We start from the raw sequence: 15,459 nt of genomic DNA, 5'->3' as shown, positions 1-15,459 counted from the left end.
TTAGAGGCCCGCTACAAGCGGTTTCATCACTGGCTCCCCGGCAGTCCCGTCGGTATGCTTGGGCAATCCGCGCCCGCACTTGACAGAGGGCGCGCCGCATTTAAGGAGTTGCTGTGGATTTCCTTGCCGAGTACGCAAGTTTTCTGGCTAAAACCGTCACCCTGGTGATCGCCATTCTGGTGGTCTTGATCAGTTTTGCTGCGCTGCGCAGCAAAGGCCGGCGCAAGAATGCCGGCCAGTTGCAGGTCAGCAAGCTCAATGATTTCTACAAGGGCCTGCGTGAGCGCCTGGAGCAGACCTTGCTGGATAAGGATCAACTCAAGGCCCTGCGCAAGTCTGAAAGCAAGGCTGAAAAGAAGGCCAAGAAAAAGCCTGAAGACAAACCTCGGGTGTTCGTGCTGGATTTTGACGGCGACATCAAGGCCTCGGCCACCGAAAACCTGCGTCATGAAATCACCGCGCTGTTGAGCCTGGCCACGCCCAAGGACGAAGTGGTGCTGCGCCTGGAAAGCGGCGGCGGCATGGTCCACAGCTACGGCCTGGCCTCTTCGCAACTGGCGCGAATCCGCCAGGCGGGCGTGCCGTTGACCGTGTGTATCGACAAGGTTGCGGCCAGCGGCGGTTACATGATGGCGTGCATCGGCGAGAAGATCATCAGCGCGCCGTTTGCCATCCTTGGCTCCATTGGCGTCGTAGCGCAGTTGCCCAACGTCAACCGCTTGCTGAAAAAGCACGACATCGACTTCGAAGTGCTGACTGCCGGCGAATACAAACGCACCTTGACGGTGTTTGGCGAAAACACCGAGAAGGGCCGGGAAAAGTTCCAGGAAGACCTGGACATCACCCACCAACTGTTCAAGAACTTCGTTTCCCGCTACCGCCCGCAACTGGCCATTGATGACGTGGCCACCGGCGAAGTCTGGCTCGGCGTCGCGGCGCTGGACAAACAACTGGTGGACGAGCTGCAAACCAGCGACGAATACCTGTCCACTCGGGCCAAGACTGCCGAGCTGTATCACCTGCACTATGCCGAGCGCAAAAGCCTGCAAGAGCGGGTTGGACTGGCGGCCAGCGGCTCAGTAGACCGGGTGCTGCTGACCTGGTGGAGCCGGTTGACCCAGCAGCGCTTCTGGTAATACCTCTGTAGGAGCGAGGCGTCCCCCTCGCTCCACATTGTCAAGCGGTGTCTGCTCGGACTGTTACAAATTTTGTAATAGTTTTACGTGGTAGGGAATTTGGCTTTCGGTTGTAGGATTCAAGTCCTTTTTCCGCTATAGGACTTGCATGAACACCCTCTCGGAGCCCCCCAGTCGTCTTTCTCCAGGACATTCGCTGCCGCTGTTCCCGCTGAACGCCTGCCTCCAGGCCAAACATCCCGTTTTTCGATTGCCCACTGTTTCCCGGCCTTCTGGTCGTGCCTTGCCGTGCCTGGCATTCTGAAATCAATAACGAGATAGAGATCTTTATATGGAATGGTTAGCGGATCCAACGGCCTGGCTCGGCCTGTTGACCTTGATTGTGCTGGAACTGGTTCTGGGTATCGACAACCTGGTGTTTATCGCGATCCTGGCGGACAAGTTGCCGCCGGAGCAGCGCGACCGTGCGCGCTTGATCGGTTTGTCCCTGGCGCTGTTGATGCGCCTGGGCCTGCTGGCGAGTATTTCCTGGCTGGTGACCCTGACCCAGCCGTTGTTCGAGGTGTTCGACAAGAGCTTCTCCGGACGAGACCTGATCATGTTGTTCGGTGGTGTGTTCCTGTTGTTCAAGGCCACCATGGAACTGCATGAGCGCCTGGAAGGCCACATCGCCCAGCGCACCGGCAACGCCACCTATGCGATGTTCTGGCCCATTGTTGCGCAGATCGTGGTGCTGGACGCCGTGTTCTCCCTTGATGCGGTAGTTACCGCCGTGGGCATGGTGGATGAGTTGGCGGTGATGATGATCGCCGTGATCATCTCCATTGGTGTGATGATCATTGCCAGCAAGCCGCTGACCCGCTTCGTCAACGCGCACCCGACGGTGATCATGCTGTGCCTGGGCTTCTTGATGATGATCGGCTTCGCCCTGACCGCCGAAGGCCTGGGCTTCCATATTCCTAAAGGCTACCTCTATGCGGCTATTGGCTTCTCGATCCTGATCGAGGTGTTCAACCAGATCGCCCGGGCCCGGCGCAAGAAATCTGCGCAAGGTGCGCGGCCGATCCGCGAGCGTACTGCCCATGCGGTGATGCGCTTGTTGGGCGGGCGAAACCTGGCATTGGAAGAGGTGGGTGAAGATGTCAGCGACCTGCTGGGTGATGCTCAGGCCAACGAAGGCCCGTTGTTCGACCGCCGTGAGCGGGTGATGATCAGTGGTGTGTTGCAGCTGGCCGAGCGGCCTATCCGCACCTTGATGACGCCGCGAGCCAATGTCGACTATATCGATCTGGCGGACGATCCCGACACCATTCGCTTGAAACTGATGCATTCGTCCTACTCGCGGCTGCCGTTGATCCGCAATGGCGCTATCGACGAGCCCTTGGGCTTTGTGCACAAGAAGGAATTGCTCAAGGAATACCTGGCCGGCAACGAGCCGAACCTGGAGCACCTGGCGCGCCGGGCGATCAACCTGCTGGAAAGCTTTTCGATCCTCAACGCCCTGGAGCAAATGCGTCAGGAATCGACCCACATTGCCTTCGTGATCAACGAATTCGGTGACTTCATGGGCGTGTTGAGCATGACCGATATTCTTGAATCCATTGCCGGTGAATTGCCCGACGCCAGTGAAGTCGAAGGTCCGGACATCGTCGAAGAGCAAGGCGATTTCCGCGTCAACGGTGCCTTGAATCTCAACCTGATCCGCCAGCGCACCGGCTTTCAGGCGCAGGCGACCGAGGATTACCAGACCCTGGCCGGCCTGGTCATGAGCCTGCTGGATCGCCTGCCGGTGGTGGGCGACAGCCTGGAGCATGAAGGCTGGCGCCTGACGGTGGCGACGGTGGCGGAGCGGCGGGTGACCCAAGTGCTGCTGGCGCCCACCGACTCCATGTAGGAGCGAGGGGGACGCCTAGTTCTTGCTCGCGAAAAGCGGTAGGGCGCCACGTTTATTCAGGCAGCCCGCCGTAGCGGCTGAATATCTGCTCCAAGGTCGGCACCTGGGTCCCCCAGGTGCCGAACCCTTTAAGCTTCTCGATCATTTCGCCATTCTGGAAAATCAGTAGGGTGGGGGTGCCAGTCACCTCCGGATGCCTGGGGGTTTGGGCGGTGTCGAGCACCAGGCTTTCCACGGTTTCGGTATATTTTCCGGCAATGCGCATAAAGAGTGGCACGGCTTCCTCGCACGCCGGACAGTGCTGTGAGACAAACAGCATGAAGACCGCTTTTGGCGTCTTCAGGACCCGCTGGTAATCCTCGTTACTGGCAATAACTGCGGTGGCAATCCCCATGATGATCTCCTTCTCGAAAGCCCGATAGCTCCTGCACTCAAGCTAAGCCAGGAAGTGGATACGGTCTACTGTCAGAACTCACAGGTAGCCAATGATCCCGGCTGCTATGCCTGCATCTCTTTTGTGCGCGTAAAAGACTCACGCGTGCACCCAAATGTGACTTGTCACCGATACGTGGGGCCATCGGTAGCAATCTGGGTTTCGTTATTGGCTTAATGACGCTTTGTTCATAAATTTCTATCTATCTGATTTACAACAAATTTAAGCCTTCAATGTTTTTCTGCTACAGCCTGTGGCACACTTTCTGCTGTCTATTCCGTTGTTACATACCAAGTTCCGGTATAGCGGAATATACAACTCCTGGAGTGCTTGTCATGCATCAGCGACCTTCCGTATTCAAAGCGTGTGCTTTTCTCTTCGCCGCATCGGCTTCCCTCGCAAACGTTGTGCAAGCGGCGGACAGCAAGCTCGACAGCGTGCTCTCCCGTGGGCATCTGATCGTGGGTACAGGCAGTACCAATGCGCCGTGGCACTTCCAGGGAGCGGATGGCAAGTTGCAAGGTTTTGATATCGACATCGGCCGAATCGTGGCCAAGGGGTTGTTCAACGACCCCAGTAAGGTCGAGTTTGTGGTGCAGTCCTCCGACGCGCGGATTCCCAACCTGCTGACCGACAAGGTCGACATGAGCTGCCAATTCATCACCATCACCGCCAGCCGTGCGCAGCAAGTGGCGTTCACCCTGCCGTACTACCGCGAGGGCGTCGCCCTGCTGCTGCCGACCAACAGCAAATACAAGGAAATCGAAGACCTGCAAGCCGCAGGCGACGACGTCACCGTGGCCGTGCTGCAAAACGTCTACGCCGAAGAACTGGTGCACCAGGCGCTGCCCAAGGCCAAGGTCGACCAGTACGACAGCGTCGACCTGATGTACCAGGCCGTGAACTCCGGTCGTGCCGACGCCGCCGCCACCGACCAGTCTTCGGTCAAGTACCTGATGGTGCAGAACCCCGGCCGCTACCGCAGCCCAGCCTACGCCTGGAGCCCGCAGACCTACGGCTGTGCCGTCAAGCGTGGCGACCAGGACTGGCTGAACTTCGTCAACACCGCGCTGCATGAGGCCATGACTGGCGTCGAGTTCCCGATGTACGCGGCGTCTTTCAAGCAGTGGTTCGGTGTTGACCTGCCAACGCCAGCAATTGGTTTTCCCGTCGAATTCAAATGATCGTGAGCGCGGGGCGCTGCTGCTGGCGCCCCGATTAAGGTACTGCTGACCATGAATTATCAGTTGAATTTTGCCGCCGTATGGCGCGATTTTGACAGTTTGCTGGTGGGGCTCGGTTTGGGCCTTCAACTGGCATTGCTGTCGATTGCCATTGGTTGCGTGATCGGCCTGCTGGCGGCCTTTGCCCTGCTGTCCAAACACCGTGCGCTGCGAATCCTGGCGTCGGTGTATGTGACGGTGGTCCGCAATACGCCGATCCTGGTGCTGATCCTGTTGATCTACTTTGCCTTGCCGAGCCTGGGGATTCGCCTGGATAAAATCCCCTCGTTCATCATCACCCTGTCGCTGTACGCCGGTGCCTACCTGACCGAAGTGTTCCGCGCCGGGCTGTTGAATATTCCCAAGGGTTTGCGTGAAGCGGGGTTGGCCATCGGCCTGGGCGAGTGGCGTATTCGTGCCTACATCACCGTGCCGGTGATGCTGCGCAACGTGCTGCCGGCGCTGTCGAACAACTTCATCTCGCTGTTCAAGGACACCTCCCTGGCGGCCGCAATCGCGGTGCCGGAGCTGACCTATTACGCCCGCAAGATCAACGTCGAAAGCTACCGGGTGATTGAAACCTGGATGGTCACGACCGCGCTCTACGTGGCCGCCTGTTACCTCATCGCCATGCTGCTCCGTTACCTGGAACAGCGTCTGGCAATTCGCCGCTAAGGAGGCCCCATGTACGAATCCCCCAGCTGGCTGCATGAGTTGTGGATCGCCCGGGAAACCCTCTGGGCGGGGTTCCAGACCAGCGTTTATTGCTCGGTACTGGCGATTATTTTTGGCACGCTGATCGGCATCGTCGCCGGGCTGGTGCTGACCTACGGCAAGTTCTGGATGCGCGCGCCGTTTCGTCTGTATGTCGACCTGATCCGTGGCACGCCGGTGTTTGTACTGGTATTGGCCTGCTTCTACATGGCTCCGGCCCTGGGTTGGCAGATCAGCGCGTTCCAGGCCGGCGCATTGGGCCTGACGCTGCTTTGCGGTTCACACGTTGCCGAAATCGTCCGTGGCTCGCTGCAGGCTATTCCTCGTGGACAACTGGAAGCGGGCAAGGCCATCGGACTGACGTTCTACCAGTCCCTCGGTTATGTGCTGTTACCCCAGGCATTGCGGCAGATCCTGCCGACCTGGGTCAACTCGTCCACGGAAATCGTCAAGGCCTCCACACTGCTGTCGGTGATCGGCGTCGCCGAGTTGCTGCTCAGTACGCAACAGGTAATCGCCCGGACCTTCATGACCCTGGAGTTCTACCTGTTCGCCGGTTTTCTGTTCTTTGTCATCAACTACGCCATCGAGTTATTCGGGCGCTACATTGAAAAGCGGGTGGCCTTGCCATGACTCCTTCTAACACAACTGCAGTAAACAATAGCCAACCGCTGCTGGACATTCGCGGCCTGCGTAAACAATACGGCCCAGTGGAAGTGCTCAAGGGCGTCGACCTGGCCATGGACCGTGGCAATGTGGTGACACTGATCGGTTCCAGTGGCTCGGGCAAGACCACGCTATTGCGTTGCGTCAACCTGCTGGAAGAGTTCCAGGGTGGGCAGATCACTCTCGACGGTGAGTCCATCGGTTACAACGAAGTCAACGGCAAGCGCGTGCGCCACGCCGAGAAAGTCATCGCCCAGCATCGCGCGATGACTGGCATGGCGTTCCAGCAGTTCAACCTGTTTCCGCATTTAAGCGCATTGCAAAACGTCACCCTGGGACTGCTCAAGGTCAAGAAAATGGGCAAGGACGAGGCGGTGGCACTGGCGGAAAAATGGCTGGAGCGTGTAGGTCTTCTGGAACGCCGTAACTACTTTCCTGGTCAGTTATCTGGCGGCCAGCAACAGCGTGTGGCGATTGCCCGAGCGATTGCCATGAATCCCAGCCTGATGCTGTTCGACGAAGTGACCTCGGCCCTCGATCCGGAATTGGTTGGCGAAGTGCTCAGCGTCATCAAGGGCCTGGCGGAGGAGGGCATGACCATGTTGCTGGTCACCCACGAAATGCGTTTTGCCTATGAAGTCTCAGACAAGATCGTCTTTATGAACCAGGGCCGCATTGAAGAGCAGGGGCCGCCGAAGGACATCTTTGAGCGCCCGCAATCGCCACGCCTGGCGGAATTTCTCAAGAACATTCGTTTTTAATTGTTTTAATCAGGAGAACCATTATGAGCATTACTCGTTACGGCGCCGGCAGTACCGCTGGCGGTGGCCAGCCGCGCCCTTTCGCCCGCGCCGTAGAAGCGGATGGCTGGTTGTATGTGTCGGGCCAGGTGCCGGCGGTGGATGGCGAAATCATCCAGGGCGGGATTATCGAACAGACTCGCCAGACCATGCGCAACGTCGTCGCCATTCTCGAAGAGGCCGGCTATGAGCTCAAGGATGTGGTGCGTGTTGGTGTGTGGCTGGAAGACCCACGGGATTTCTGGAGTTTCAACAAGGTGTTCGGCGAGTACTTCAGCCCGGAACACGCCCCGGCACGGGCCTGTGTGCAGGCGAACATGATGGTCGATTGCAAGGTTGAGATTGATTGCGTGGCCTACAGGAAAAAAGGCTAAATGCCCGGTTGACCTGTGGACAGGGGGCAAGCCCCTTACCCACAAGGTTTTGCCAGTTTTCAAAGATGTGTAGATGCCCATGCACACATTAAGCCTCTGACGGGACCCGACACTGCCATGACCGAAGACACCATCAAACGCCGCGCCAAAGGCCTGGACCGGGCGTTCGATATCCTCGATTTTCTCAAGGAAGTTGGCCAGCCCCTGCGCCCCAACGATATTGCCAGCGGCATCGGCAGCCCGAAATCCACGGTCTACGAACTGGTCGCTTCACTGCTGGAACGACGGATTCTCGAAACCGTGGGCAAGGACGGTCACGTCTACCTCGGCCGTCAGTTGTACTTCCTTGGCCAGGCGCATTTGCGTCATTTCGACCTGACCCGCGAGGCCGATCACGCCTTGCAGGAAATCGTCAGCCAGACCCACGAAACCGCGCAGATGTGCCTGCTTAACGGGCGCAAATACACCGTGGCGCTGATGCGTGAAGGCGAGCGGCATTTTCGCATTTCCTCGGACATCGGCGAGAACGCGCCGATCCCCTGGACCGCCTCCGGACGTTTGTTGCTGGGGCATCTGAGTGACCAGCAAATCATCGACCTGATCGACCATGACGACTTCATTTTGCCGGACGGTCAGCGCCTGCCCCTGGAGACCTTCCTTGGGCAAATCCGTCAGGCCAGCGTCGATGGTTTTTTCTCCTTCGACAGTGTGGCCGACACCTTTACCCATTGCTTTGCCGCCCCGGTACGGGACGCGCAGGGCATCAGCATTGCGACCCTGTGCATCGTTGCCCCGCGGGCCGATGCCAAGAACAATTACAACGACTATCGCCGGGTGTTGATTGAAAGCGCCAACAACCTGGCCCGTCGCATCAATGAATAGGAGATTGTCCATGACTGCCTTCAATGCTGTCGAAAAAGGCGCCGCTCAAATCGGTGCCCACCTGGTGCGCGACGTCAGCCTGCCAGCCCTGGTACTGCACCGCGACGCCCTGGAGCACAACATTCGCTGGATGCAGGAATTCGTCAGCAGCAGTGGCGCGCAACTGGCGCCACACGGCAAGACCAGCATGATGCCGGCACTGTTCCAGCGTCAGCTTGAGCAGGGCGCCTGGGGTATCACCCTGGCCACTGCGGTGCAGACTCGCGCCGCCTATGCCGGTGGCGTGCGGCGGGTGCTGATGGCCAACCAATTGGTGGGCGCGCCGAACATGGCGCTGATCGCCGAGTTGCTGGCCAACCCTGAGTTCGACTTCCACTGCATGGTCGATCACCCGGACAACGTTGCCGACCTGGGCGCCTTCTTCGCTGCACGCGGCCTGCGCCTGAACGTGATGATCGAATACGGCGTGGTCGGCGGGCGTTGTGGCTGCCGCAGCGAGCAGGAAGTATTGAACCTGGCCAGCGCGATCAAGGCGCAGCCAGCCCTGGCGTTGACCGGTATTGAAGGCTATGAAGGTGTGATCCACGGCGACCAGGCTGTCAGCGGCATCCGTGAATTCGCCGCCTCGCTGGTGCGCCTGGCGGTGGACCTGCAAAACAGTGGTTCTTTCGACCTCGGCAAGCCGATCATTACCGCGTCGGGTTCGGCCTGGTACGACCTGATTGCCGAATCATTCGAAGCGCAAAACGCTGCCGGTCGCTTCCTCAGTGTGCTGCGTCCGGGCAGCTACGTGGCGCACGACCATGGCATCTACAAAGAGGCGCAATGCTGCGTGCTCGACCGTCGCAGTGACCTCAATGAAGGCCTGCGCCCGGCGCTGGAAGTCTGGGCGCACGTGCAGTCGTTGCCGGAACCAGGCTTTGCGGTGATAGCCCTGGGCAAGCGCGACGTGGCCTACGACGCCGGGTTGCCGGTGCCGCTGCTGCGTTACAAAGCTGGCGTGGTACCCGCGGTGGGCGATGATGTCAGCGCCTGCAAGGTCACGGCAGTGATGGACCAGCATGCGTTCATGACTGTAGCGCCTGGGGTTGAGTTGCGTATCGGCGACATCATCTCCTTCGGCACTTCCCATCCGTGCCTGACCTTCGACAAATGGCAAGTGGGTAATCTGGTGGATGAGCAATTGCAGGTGATCGAGTCCCTGCGTACCTGCTTCTAATGTAGGCGCGAGCTTGCTCCGGGCGGCGTTCCGACGATGGTCGTTAACGATAACGCTGGCATCCTGAATGCACTCGGCGCCTGCCAGTTCTTCGCGAGCAAGCTCGCTCCTACAGAAAAGCAGCCTAAAGCACACCATGAGAACCAAGGCATGAACACAACCCCTCGCATCGCCCTGATCGGCGAATGCATGATCGAACTGCAACACCGCGCCGACGGAAGCCTGCAACAAAGCTTCGGGGGCGACACCCTGAACGCCGCTGTTTACCTGCGACGCGAACTGGGCGAAGGCGCCAGTGTTGATTACGTCACGGCCCTGGGCGATGACAGCTTTAGCGACGCCATGTGCAAACAGTGGGCTGAAGAGGGCTTGGGGCTGGGCATGGTCCAGCGCTTGCCGGGTCGTCTGCCGGGCTTGTACTGCATCCAGACCGACGCCCGCGGCGAGCGCAAGTTTCTCTACTGGCGCAACGAAGCGGCGGTGCGCGACTGTTTCACCACGGCGGCGGCGGAACCTATTCTGGCCGCATTACCGGCTTACGATGTGCTGTATTTCAGCGGCATCACCCTGGCGGTATTGGGCGAAGTGGGGCGCGAGCGTCTGTTGGAAACCCTGATCGAGGCCCGCAAGCGTGGTGCCAAGGTGGTGTTCGACAACAACTACCGGCCGCGCTTGTGGGCCAGTGCCGAGGTGGCGAGAACGGCTTATCACCCGGTGTTGGCGCAGGTAGATATCGCCTTGTTGACCGAGGATGACGAGCGGGCACTGTTTGGCTATGAGGACAGCGAGCAGGTGTTTGCCGCTTACCCGGCGATTGGCGAAGTGGTGCTCAAGCGCGGCGCTGATGAGTGTCTGATTCGCTGTGACGGCGAGCGTTTTACCGTCCCGGCCTTGGTGGTCGAGAAGGTGGTGGATACCACGGCGGCGGGGGATTCGTTCAGTGCGGCGTATCTGGCCAGTCGACTCAAGGGCGGCACGCCGCAGCAGGCAGCATTGGCCGGGCATCGCTTGGCGAGCCGGGTGATTCAGGTGCCTGGAGCGCTTATCCCAATGGAATAGAACGACCTGACCTGTGGCGAGCGGGCAAGTCCGCTCGCCATAAAGGCTCATCAATCGCGGTAAAACACCTGCACCAGGTGATAGCCAAACTTGCTCTTGATCGGCCCATGCACTACCCGCAGAGGCTTTTTGAAGATCACCGCATCAATCACCCCGACCATCTGCCCAGGTTGCACTTCACCCAGGTCGCCGCCGCGCTTGCCGGACGGGCAGGTGGAGTACTTCTTCGCCAGCACATCAAAGGCTTCGCCCTTGGCAATACGCTGCTTGAGCTGTTCGGCTTCTTCGCTGGTCTTCACCAGGATGTGACGGGCTTGGGCTTTCATTGATCAATTACCTGGCTTGCTTATGTCGTAAGGCTTAAGGCGCGCGATTATGCCTGAACTCATTTATGGGTGCTGATCATGCTGCGGATTTTATTGGCCAGCAGGTCAATGGAGAACGGCTTGGCCACCATGTCCATGCCTTCTTCCAGAAAGCCCTGGCGCTCGGCGGCCATCTCGGCATAACCGGTCATGAACAGCACCTTGAGCCCGGGGCGATGCTGACGGGCGATCTCCGCCAATTGCCGGCCATTCATCCCCGGTAACCCGACATCGGTCACCAGTAAGTCCACCCGCAGGTCGGATTCCAGCAACGGCAACGCCGCCCGCGCATCGGCGGCCTGGTGGGCGGTGTAACCCAGTTCATCCAACACATTGACCACCAGCATGCGCACCGCCGGATCGTCCTCGACCACTACCACAGCTTCGCCAGCCAGGGCCACTGGGGCTTCCCCGAGGTTGGTGGGCACGGTTTTTTCAAGCGCGGTGCCATGCAGGCGCGGCATGTACAGGCGCACGCAAGTGCCCTGGCCTGGCTCGCTTTGAATCGTTACGTGGCCGCCGGATTGCTGGGCAAAGCCATAAATCATCGACAGCCCAAGGCCTGTGCCCTGGCCGATGGGCTTGGTGGTGAAGAATGGATCGAAGGCCTTGGCCAGGATCTTCGCGCTCATGCCGGCGCCGTTGTCGCTGACACCGAGCATCACGTAGTCACCGGCCTTGACTGGCTCCGGGGTGGAAATGTCGGTGCCATCCAGGTAGCTGTTGGCGGTCTCGATGCACAGTTCGCCGCCATCGGGCATGGCGTCGCGAGCGTTGATCACCAGGTTGAGCAGGGCGTTTTCCAGTTGGCTGGCATCGGTATTGACCGGCCAGATATCGGTGCCCAGCCGCACCTTGAGTTCGATATGGGCGCCCTTGGTGCGGCGAAATAGCTCTTCCAGGGAGGCGACCAGTTGGTTGGGGTCGATAGGCCGTCGGTCCAGCGATTGGCGCCGGGAGAAGGCCAGCAGGCGATGGGTCAGCGCTGCCGCCCGATGGGCCGAGGACACGGCGGCGTCGGTGAAACGGCCAATCTCATCGCTGCGCCCGGCGGCGATGTAGCGCTGCATCAAGTCCAGGCTGCCGATGATGCCGGTGAGCATGTTGTTGAAGTCATGGGCGATACCGCCGGTGAGCTGGCCGACCGCTTCCATTTTTTGCGCATGGCGCAGGGCGTCCTCGGCGCGTTCGCGTTCGTACATCTCGTTTTGCAGGCGCTGGTTGGCCTCGGCCAGGGCCTGGGTGCGCTGGCTGACCCGCTCTTCGAGGTTATCGTTGAGGTGGCGCAACGCCTCTTCGGTGAGTTTGCGTTCGGTTTCATCGATCACAAAAATGTAGAAGCCATTCACCGAACCGTCGCCGCTGAAACGCGGCAAATATTTCATCAGCGCATGCCGTGGCCGGCCATCCCGATGGGGGGTGACGGTGACAAAGCTGCAGGCCTTGCCCTTGAGCGCGGCGGCAATTTTATCGGCGCGCCCGGCATAGACCTCCTCACCGAGTACTTCGCGAATGGTCTTGCCATACAGCTCTTGCGGGGTTTTGCCGTACCAGTCCAGGTAGGCGCTGTTGTTCAGGCGAAAGCGTTGTTCGTGGTCGACGTAGCCAATCAGCACCGGCATGGCGTTGATGATCAGTTGCAGCTCGGTCTGACTTTGGCGCAGCGCTTGTTCGGTGTGTTTGCGTTCAGTCAGGTCCAGGGCGGCGCCGAGAAAACGCGCCGGGCGGCCATGATGATCCTTGTAGCAGCGGCCACGGGCGAACACCCAGCGCACCTGGCCGTCGGCCTGCAGCAGGCGGTATTCCTCGGCGTACTCGGTGCCGTGGGTGATGCAATGCTTGATGCTGCGGGCGACCATGCCGCGGTCTTCAGGGTGTACGCCGTCCAGGTAGTCGCTGATGGGCAGCAGGCTCGCCTCATGGGGGTCGACCCCGTGCAGTTGCGCGAAGTGGGCGTCGGCGATGAAGCGGTCTTCGCCGATGTCCCAGTCCCAGGTGCCCACGGCATCGGTGGCCGCCAGGGCCAGTTGCAGGCGTTGTTCGGTGTTGTGCTGGGACTTGAGGCTTTCTTCGGAGCGTTGTTGCAACTCCAGGGCGATACGCCGGCGCTCGTTGGTCTCGATAGCGGTGACCAAAATGCCGGCGACGTTGCCGCGCTCGTCGCGGATCGGGCTATAGGTCAGGTCCAGCCAGATATCGGTGTCGCGGTGGTTGCGTTGCAGGACGAAGCGCTGCTCGGTGAACGCGCGTACCTGGCCGGCGAGTACCGCACTGTAGATCGGGTCGGTAAACGGTTTCATCTCCGGCCAGACCAAGTCCACCGGCTGGCCGAAGGCAGCAGGGTGCTTGTTGCCGGCCAGCAGGGCGAAGCCGTCGTTGTAGATCTGGGTGAGTGACGGGCCCCATAGCAACAGCATTGGCATGGGCGAGTGGATCACGATGTCGACGGCAGTGCGCAGGCTTTGTGGCCAATCGCTGGCATCACCGAGGGGGTTTTTGGCCCAATCCAGCCGGGTAATCAGTGCTGCGGCCTCGCTGCCGGTGGGTGATCCGCTCATGTAAAAGCCCTGTGCGTAACGCTTTGAAGAATGACAAAAACCGATTATCCCGCGAGTCGGGAAAGGCTTTCTACCCTCGAAAAATAGCATGCTTGAGGGGTTTGTCTTCAAATGAGTGCGCCAAGGCTAAAGCGTTTTACCTTTCTGTCAGGTCAGGTGGTCAGCTCCTGGCGATTGCGAAACTGCTCCAGCGCCTCAGGATTGGCCAGGGCGTCGGTGTTCTTGACCGCCTCGCCATGCACCACGTTGCGCACCGCCAGTTCGACGATTTTGCCGCTGATAGTGCGCGGAATGTCCGTCACTGCGAGGATCTTCGTTGGCACGTGGCGGGGCGTGGTGTTGGCGCGGATCACCTCGCGGATCTGCTGTTGCAGCGCCTCATCCAGCTCTATCCCGTCATTGAGGCGGACAAACAGCACCACCCGCACATCGTCCTGCCAGCGCTGACCGATGGCCAGGCTTTCCAGTACCTGGGGTACTTTCTCCACCTGGCGGTAAATCTCTGCCGTGCCGATGCGCACGCCGCCGGGGTTGAGCACTGCGTCGGAGCGGCCATGGATCAGCAGGCTGCCGTTGGGCCGTTGCTCGGCATAGTCGCCCTGCGCCCAGACACCGGGAAACTGGCTGAAATAAGAGGCACGCAGCTTTTCCTGGTGCGGGTCGTTCCACAGGCCGATGGGCATCGCCGGGAAGTGTCGGGTGCACACCAGTTCACCCTTTTCACCGATCAGGGGGCGTCCCTGGTCGTCCCACACTTCGATGGACATTCCCAGGCTTTTGCACTGCATTTCGCCGCGCCGTACGGGCAGCACAGGGTTGCCAATCACAAAGCAGGAGACTATATCGGTGCCGCCGGACATGGATGACAGGCACAGTTCTTCCTTGACCTCGCGGTACACGTAGTCGTAGCTCTGGGGCGACAGTGGCGAACCGGTGGAAATCAGGCCCTTGAGGCTACTCAGGTCGTGGCTCAGGCGCGGCTTGAGGCCGGCCTTTTCCAGGGTCGCGAGGTATTTCGGGCTGGTGCCGAAGACGCTGATTTTTTCCTGGTCGATCAGGTCAATCAACCGCTCCGGCCCCGGATGAAACGGCGAGCCGTCATACAGCACTGCCGTGGCGCCGATGGCCAGCACCGAGACCAGCCAGTTCCACATCATCCAGCCGCAGGTGGTGTAGTAGAACAGGCAGTCGTCCCTGGACAGGTCGGCGTGCAGGCCGTGTTCCTTGAGGTGGGTCAGCAGCACGCCGCCGGTGCCGTGGATGATGCACTTGGGTACGCCGGTGGTGCCGCTGGAATAGAGGATGTACAGCGGGTGATCGAAGGGTACGGCGACGAATTCGGGCTCGCCGCCGACGGCGTAGAACTCCTCCCACAGCGCAACCTTGGCCTGGGTCCGATAATCCTCAGCGCGTGCCTCGGGCCGGGCGTAAGGCACGATGATCAGTTGTTGCAGGGACGGCAGGCGTTCGAGGATTTCATTGAGCTTGGCGCTCTGGTCGATGACCTTGCCGGCGTAGCGGTAACCGGCGCAGGTGATCAGCACCTTGGGTTCTATTTGGCCGAAGCGGTCGATCACCCCTTGAGTGCCGAAGTCCGGCGAAGAGCAGGACCAGATCGCACCCAGGCTGGTAGTGGCGAGCATGCCCACCAGGGTTTGCCAGGTGTTGGGCATGCAGGCGGCAACCCGATCCCCGGTGCCAACACCGGCCGCGCGCAGGCTGTATTGCAGGCCGGCGACGTGTTGGGCCAGTTCGGCGTAGGTCAGTTGTTCGCGCTGTCCATCTTCGCTGATGGCCACCACCGCCGGATGATCATCACGACGGCGCAGCAGGTGCTCGGCGAAGTTCAGGGTGGCGCCGGGAAACCAATGGGCGCTGGGCATTTGTGCGTCTTCGATCAGTGCCGCGCTGGGCGGGGTACGGAACTGCACGTCGAAGAATGCGACAATCGCGCGCCAGAAGTCCGGGCGCTCATCGATGCTCCATTGGTGCAGGGCCGGATAGTCATTGATCTGCACGCCGTGGCGCTCATTGATAAAGCGCCGGAACTGGTCCATTCGGGTGGTGCGGATGCGTTCGGGGCTGGGTTGCCAGAGGATGTTGGACATGATCGGCCTATTGTTATTTTTTGATAGT

Annotated in this window: 14 protein-coding genes; 10 read left to right on the top strand and 4 right to left on the bottom strand. The window is 60.0% G+C overall.

Features of this window, described 5'->3' with window-relative positions; all coding sequences use genetic code 11:
• The first annotated feature begins 113 nt into the window (after positions 1-113).
• Complete coding sequence (sohB, locus tag ACZRJ6_RS16395; RefSeq protein WP_463969507.1) at positions 114-1,136, top strand: protease SohB; 1,023 nt, start codon at positions 114-116, stop codon at positions 1,134-1,136.
• A gap of 331 nt (positions 1,137-1,467) precedes the next feature.
• Positions 1,468-3,030, top strand: a complete 1,563-nt coding sequence (locus ACZRJ6_RS16390) for a TerC family protein (RefSeq protein WP_463969508.1) — start codon at positions 1,468-1,470, stop codon at positions 3,028-3,030.
• Positions 3,031-3,082: 52 nt separating this feature from the next.
• On the opposite strand, the gene ACZRJ6_RS16385 is transcribed toward ACZRJ6_RS16390, so the two are convergent.
• Entirely contained in the window at positions 3,083-3,424 is a 342-nt protein-coding gene (locus ACZRJ6_RS16385) for a thioredoxin family protein (protein WP_463969509.1), read from the bottom strand.
• A gap of 374 nt (positions 3,425-3,798) precedes the next feature.
• Here ACZRJ6_RS16385 and ACZRJ6_RS16380 point away from each other — a divergent pair, with 374 nt between their 5' ends.
• The 8 genes from ACZRJ6_RS16380 to ACZRJ6_RS16345 all read left to right on the top strand — a co-directional run bounded on the left by ACZRJ6_RS16380 (position 3,799) and on the right by ACZRJ6_RS16345 (position 10,400).
• Complete coding sequence (locus tag ACZRJ6_RS16380) at positions 3,799-4,647, top strand: transporter substrate-binding domain-containing protein (RefSeq protein WP_463969510.1); 849 nt, start codon at positions 3,799-3,801, stop codon at positions 4,645-4,647.
• Positions 4,648-4,698: 51 nt separating this feature from the next.
• On the top strand, positions 4,699-5,361 hold the full coding sequence (locus ACZRJ6_RS16375) for an amino acid ABC transporter permease (RefSeq protein WP_463969511.1): 663 nt from the start codon (positions 4,699-4,701) through the stop codon (positions 5,359-5,361).
• A 9-nt stretch (positions 5,362-5,370) separates the two neighbouring features.
• Complete coding sequence (locus ACZRJ6_RS16370) at positions 5,371-6,033, top strand: amino acid ABC transporter permease (protein WP_463969512.1); 663 nt, start codon at positions 5,371-5,373, stop codon at positions 6,031-6,033.
• A complete protein-coding gene (locus ACZRJ6_RS16365) occupies positions 6,030-6,827 on the top strand; it encodes an amino acid ABC transporter ATP-binding protein (protein WP_463969513.1) in 798 nt (265 codons plus the stop codon). Before ACZRJ6_RS16370 ends, ACZRJ6_RS16365 begins: the two co-directional genes overlap by 4 nt.
• Before the next feature lie 23 nt (positions 6,828-6,850).
• Entirely contained in the window at positions 6,851-7,240 is a 390-nt protein-coding gene (locus tag ACZRJ6_RS16360) for a RidA family protein (protein ID WP_463969514.1), read from the top strand.
• Positions 7,241-7,357: 117 nt separating this feature from the next.
• Entirely contained in the window at positions 7,358-8,122 is a 765-nt protein-coding gene (locus ACZRJ6_RS16355; protein WP_149413941.1) for an IclR family transcriptional regulator, read from the top strand.
• A gap of 10 nt (positions 8,123-8,132) precedes the next feature.
• On the top strand, positions 8,133-9,341 hold the full coding sequence (locus ACZRJ6_RS16350) for an amino acid deaminase (protein WP_463969515.1): 1,209 nt from the start codon (positions 8,133-8,135) through the stop codon (positions 9,339-9,341).
• A gap of 150 nt (positions 9,342-9,491) precedes the next feature.
• Entirely contained in the window at positions 9,492-10,400 is a 909-nt protein-coding gene (locus ACZRJ6_RS16345; RefSeq protein ID WP_463969516.1) for a sugar kinase, read from the top strand.
• A gap of 50 nt (positions 10,401-10,450) precedes the next feature.
• Here the strand turns inward: ACZRJ6_RS16345 and ACZRJ6_RS16340 are convergent, their stop codons facing one another.
• From ACZRJ6_RS16340 to ACZRJ6_RS16330, 3 genes are all read right to left on the bottom strand, one after another.
• Positions 10,451-10,726, bottom strand: a complete 276-nt coding sequence (locus tag ACZRJ6_RS16340) for a peptidylprolyl isomerase (protein WP_149413944.1) — start codon at positions 10,724-10,726, stop codon at positions 10,451-10,453.
• 59 nt (positions 10,727-10,785) lie between these two features.
• The gene (locus tag ACZRJ6_RS16335; RefSeq protein ID WP_463969517.1) at positions 10,786-13,323 is read right to left on the bottom strand and encodes a PAS domain-containing protein; all 2,538 of its coding nucleotides are present in this window, start codon (positions 13,321-13,323) and stop codon (positions 10,786-10,788) included.
• A gap of 152 nt (positions 13,324-13,475) precedes the next feature.
• Entirely contained in the window at positions 13,476-15,431 is a 1,956-nt protein-coding gene (locus ACZRJ6_RS16330) for an acetoacetate--CoA ligase (protein WP_463969518.1), read from the bottom strand.
• Positions 15,432-15,459: the final 28 nt, after the last annotated feature.

Source organism: Pseudomonas sp. C321, assembly GCF_055407105.1.
Note: the sequence above shows the minus strand (reverse complement) of the source record. Positions and strands in the feature narration are given on the sequence as shown.

What these genes read in the sequence shown, in the direction of transcription:
- ACZRJ6_RS16390 (WP_463969508.1), top strand. Translation starts at nt 1,468, where the DNA reads ATGGAATGGTTAGCGGATCCAACGGCCTGGCTCGGCCTGTTGACCTTG.
- ACZRJ6_RS16385 (WP_463969509.1), bottom strand. Translation starts at nt 3,424, where the DNA reads ATGGGGATTGCCACCGCAGTTATTGCCAGTAACGAGGATTACCAGCGG.
- ACZRJ6_RS16380 (WP_463969510.1), top strand. Translation starts at nt 3,799, where the DNA reads ATGCATCAGCGACCTTCCGTATTCAAAGCGTGTGCTTTTCTCTTCGCC.
- ACZRJ6_RS16375 (WP_463969511.1), top strand. Translation starts at nt 4,699, where the DNA reads ATGAATTATCAGTTGAATTTTGCCGCCGTATGGCGCGATTTTGACAGT.
- ACZRJ6_RS16370 (WP_463969512.1), top strand. Translation starts at nt 5,371, where the DNA reads ATGTACGAATCCCCCAGCTGGCTGCATGAGTTGTGGATCGCCCGGGAA.
- ACZRJ6_RS16365 (WP_463969513.1), top strand. Translation starts at nt 6,030, where the DNA reads ATGACTCCTTCTAACACAACTGCAGTAAACAATAGCCAACCGCTGCTG.
- ACZRJ6_RS16360 (WP_463969514.1), top strand. Translation starts at nt 6,851, where the DNA reads ATGAGCATTACTCGTTACGGCGCCGGCAGTACCGCTGGCGGTGGCCAG.
- ACZRJ6_RS16355 (WP_149413941.1), top strand. Translation starts at nt 7,358, where the DNA reads ATGACCGAAGACACCATCAAACGCCGCGCCAAAGGCCTGGACCGGGCG.
- ACZRJ6_RS16350 (WP_463969515.1), top strand. Translation starts at nt 8,133, where the DNA reads ATGACTGCCTTCAATGCTGTCGAAAAAGGCGCCGCTCAAATCGGTGCC.
- ACZRJ6_RS16345 (WP_463969516.1), top strand. Translation starts at nt 9,492, where the DNA reads ATGAACACAACCCCTCGCATCGCCCTGATCGGCGAATGCATGATCGAA.
- ACZRJ6_RS16340 (WP_149413944.1), bottom strand. Translation starts at nt 10,726, where the DNA reads ATGAAAGCCCAAGCCCGTCACATCCTGGTGAAGACCAGCGAAGAAGCC.
- ACZRJ6_RS16335 (WP_463969517.1), bottom strand. Translation starts at nt 13,323, where the DNA reads ATGAGCGGATCACCCACCGGCAGCGAGGCCGCAGCACTGATTACCCGG.
- ACZRJ6_RS16330 (WP_463969518.1), bottom strand. Translation starts at nt 15,431, where the DNA reads ATGTCCAACATCCTCTGGCAACCCAGCCCCGAACGCATCCGCACCACC.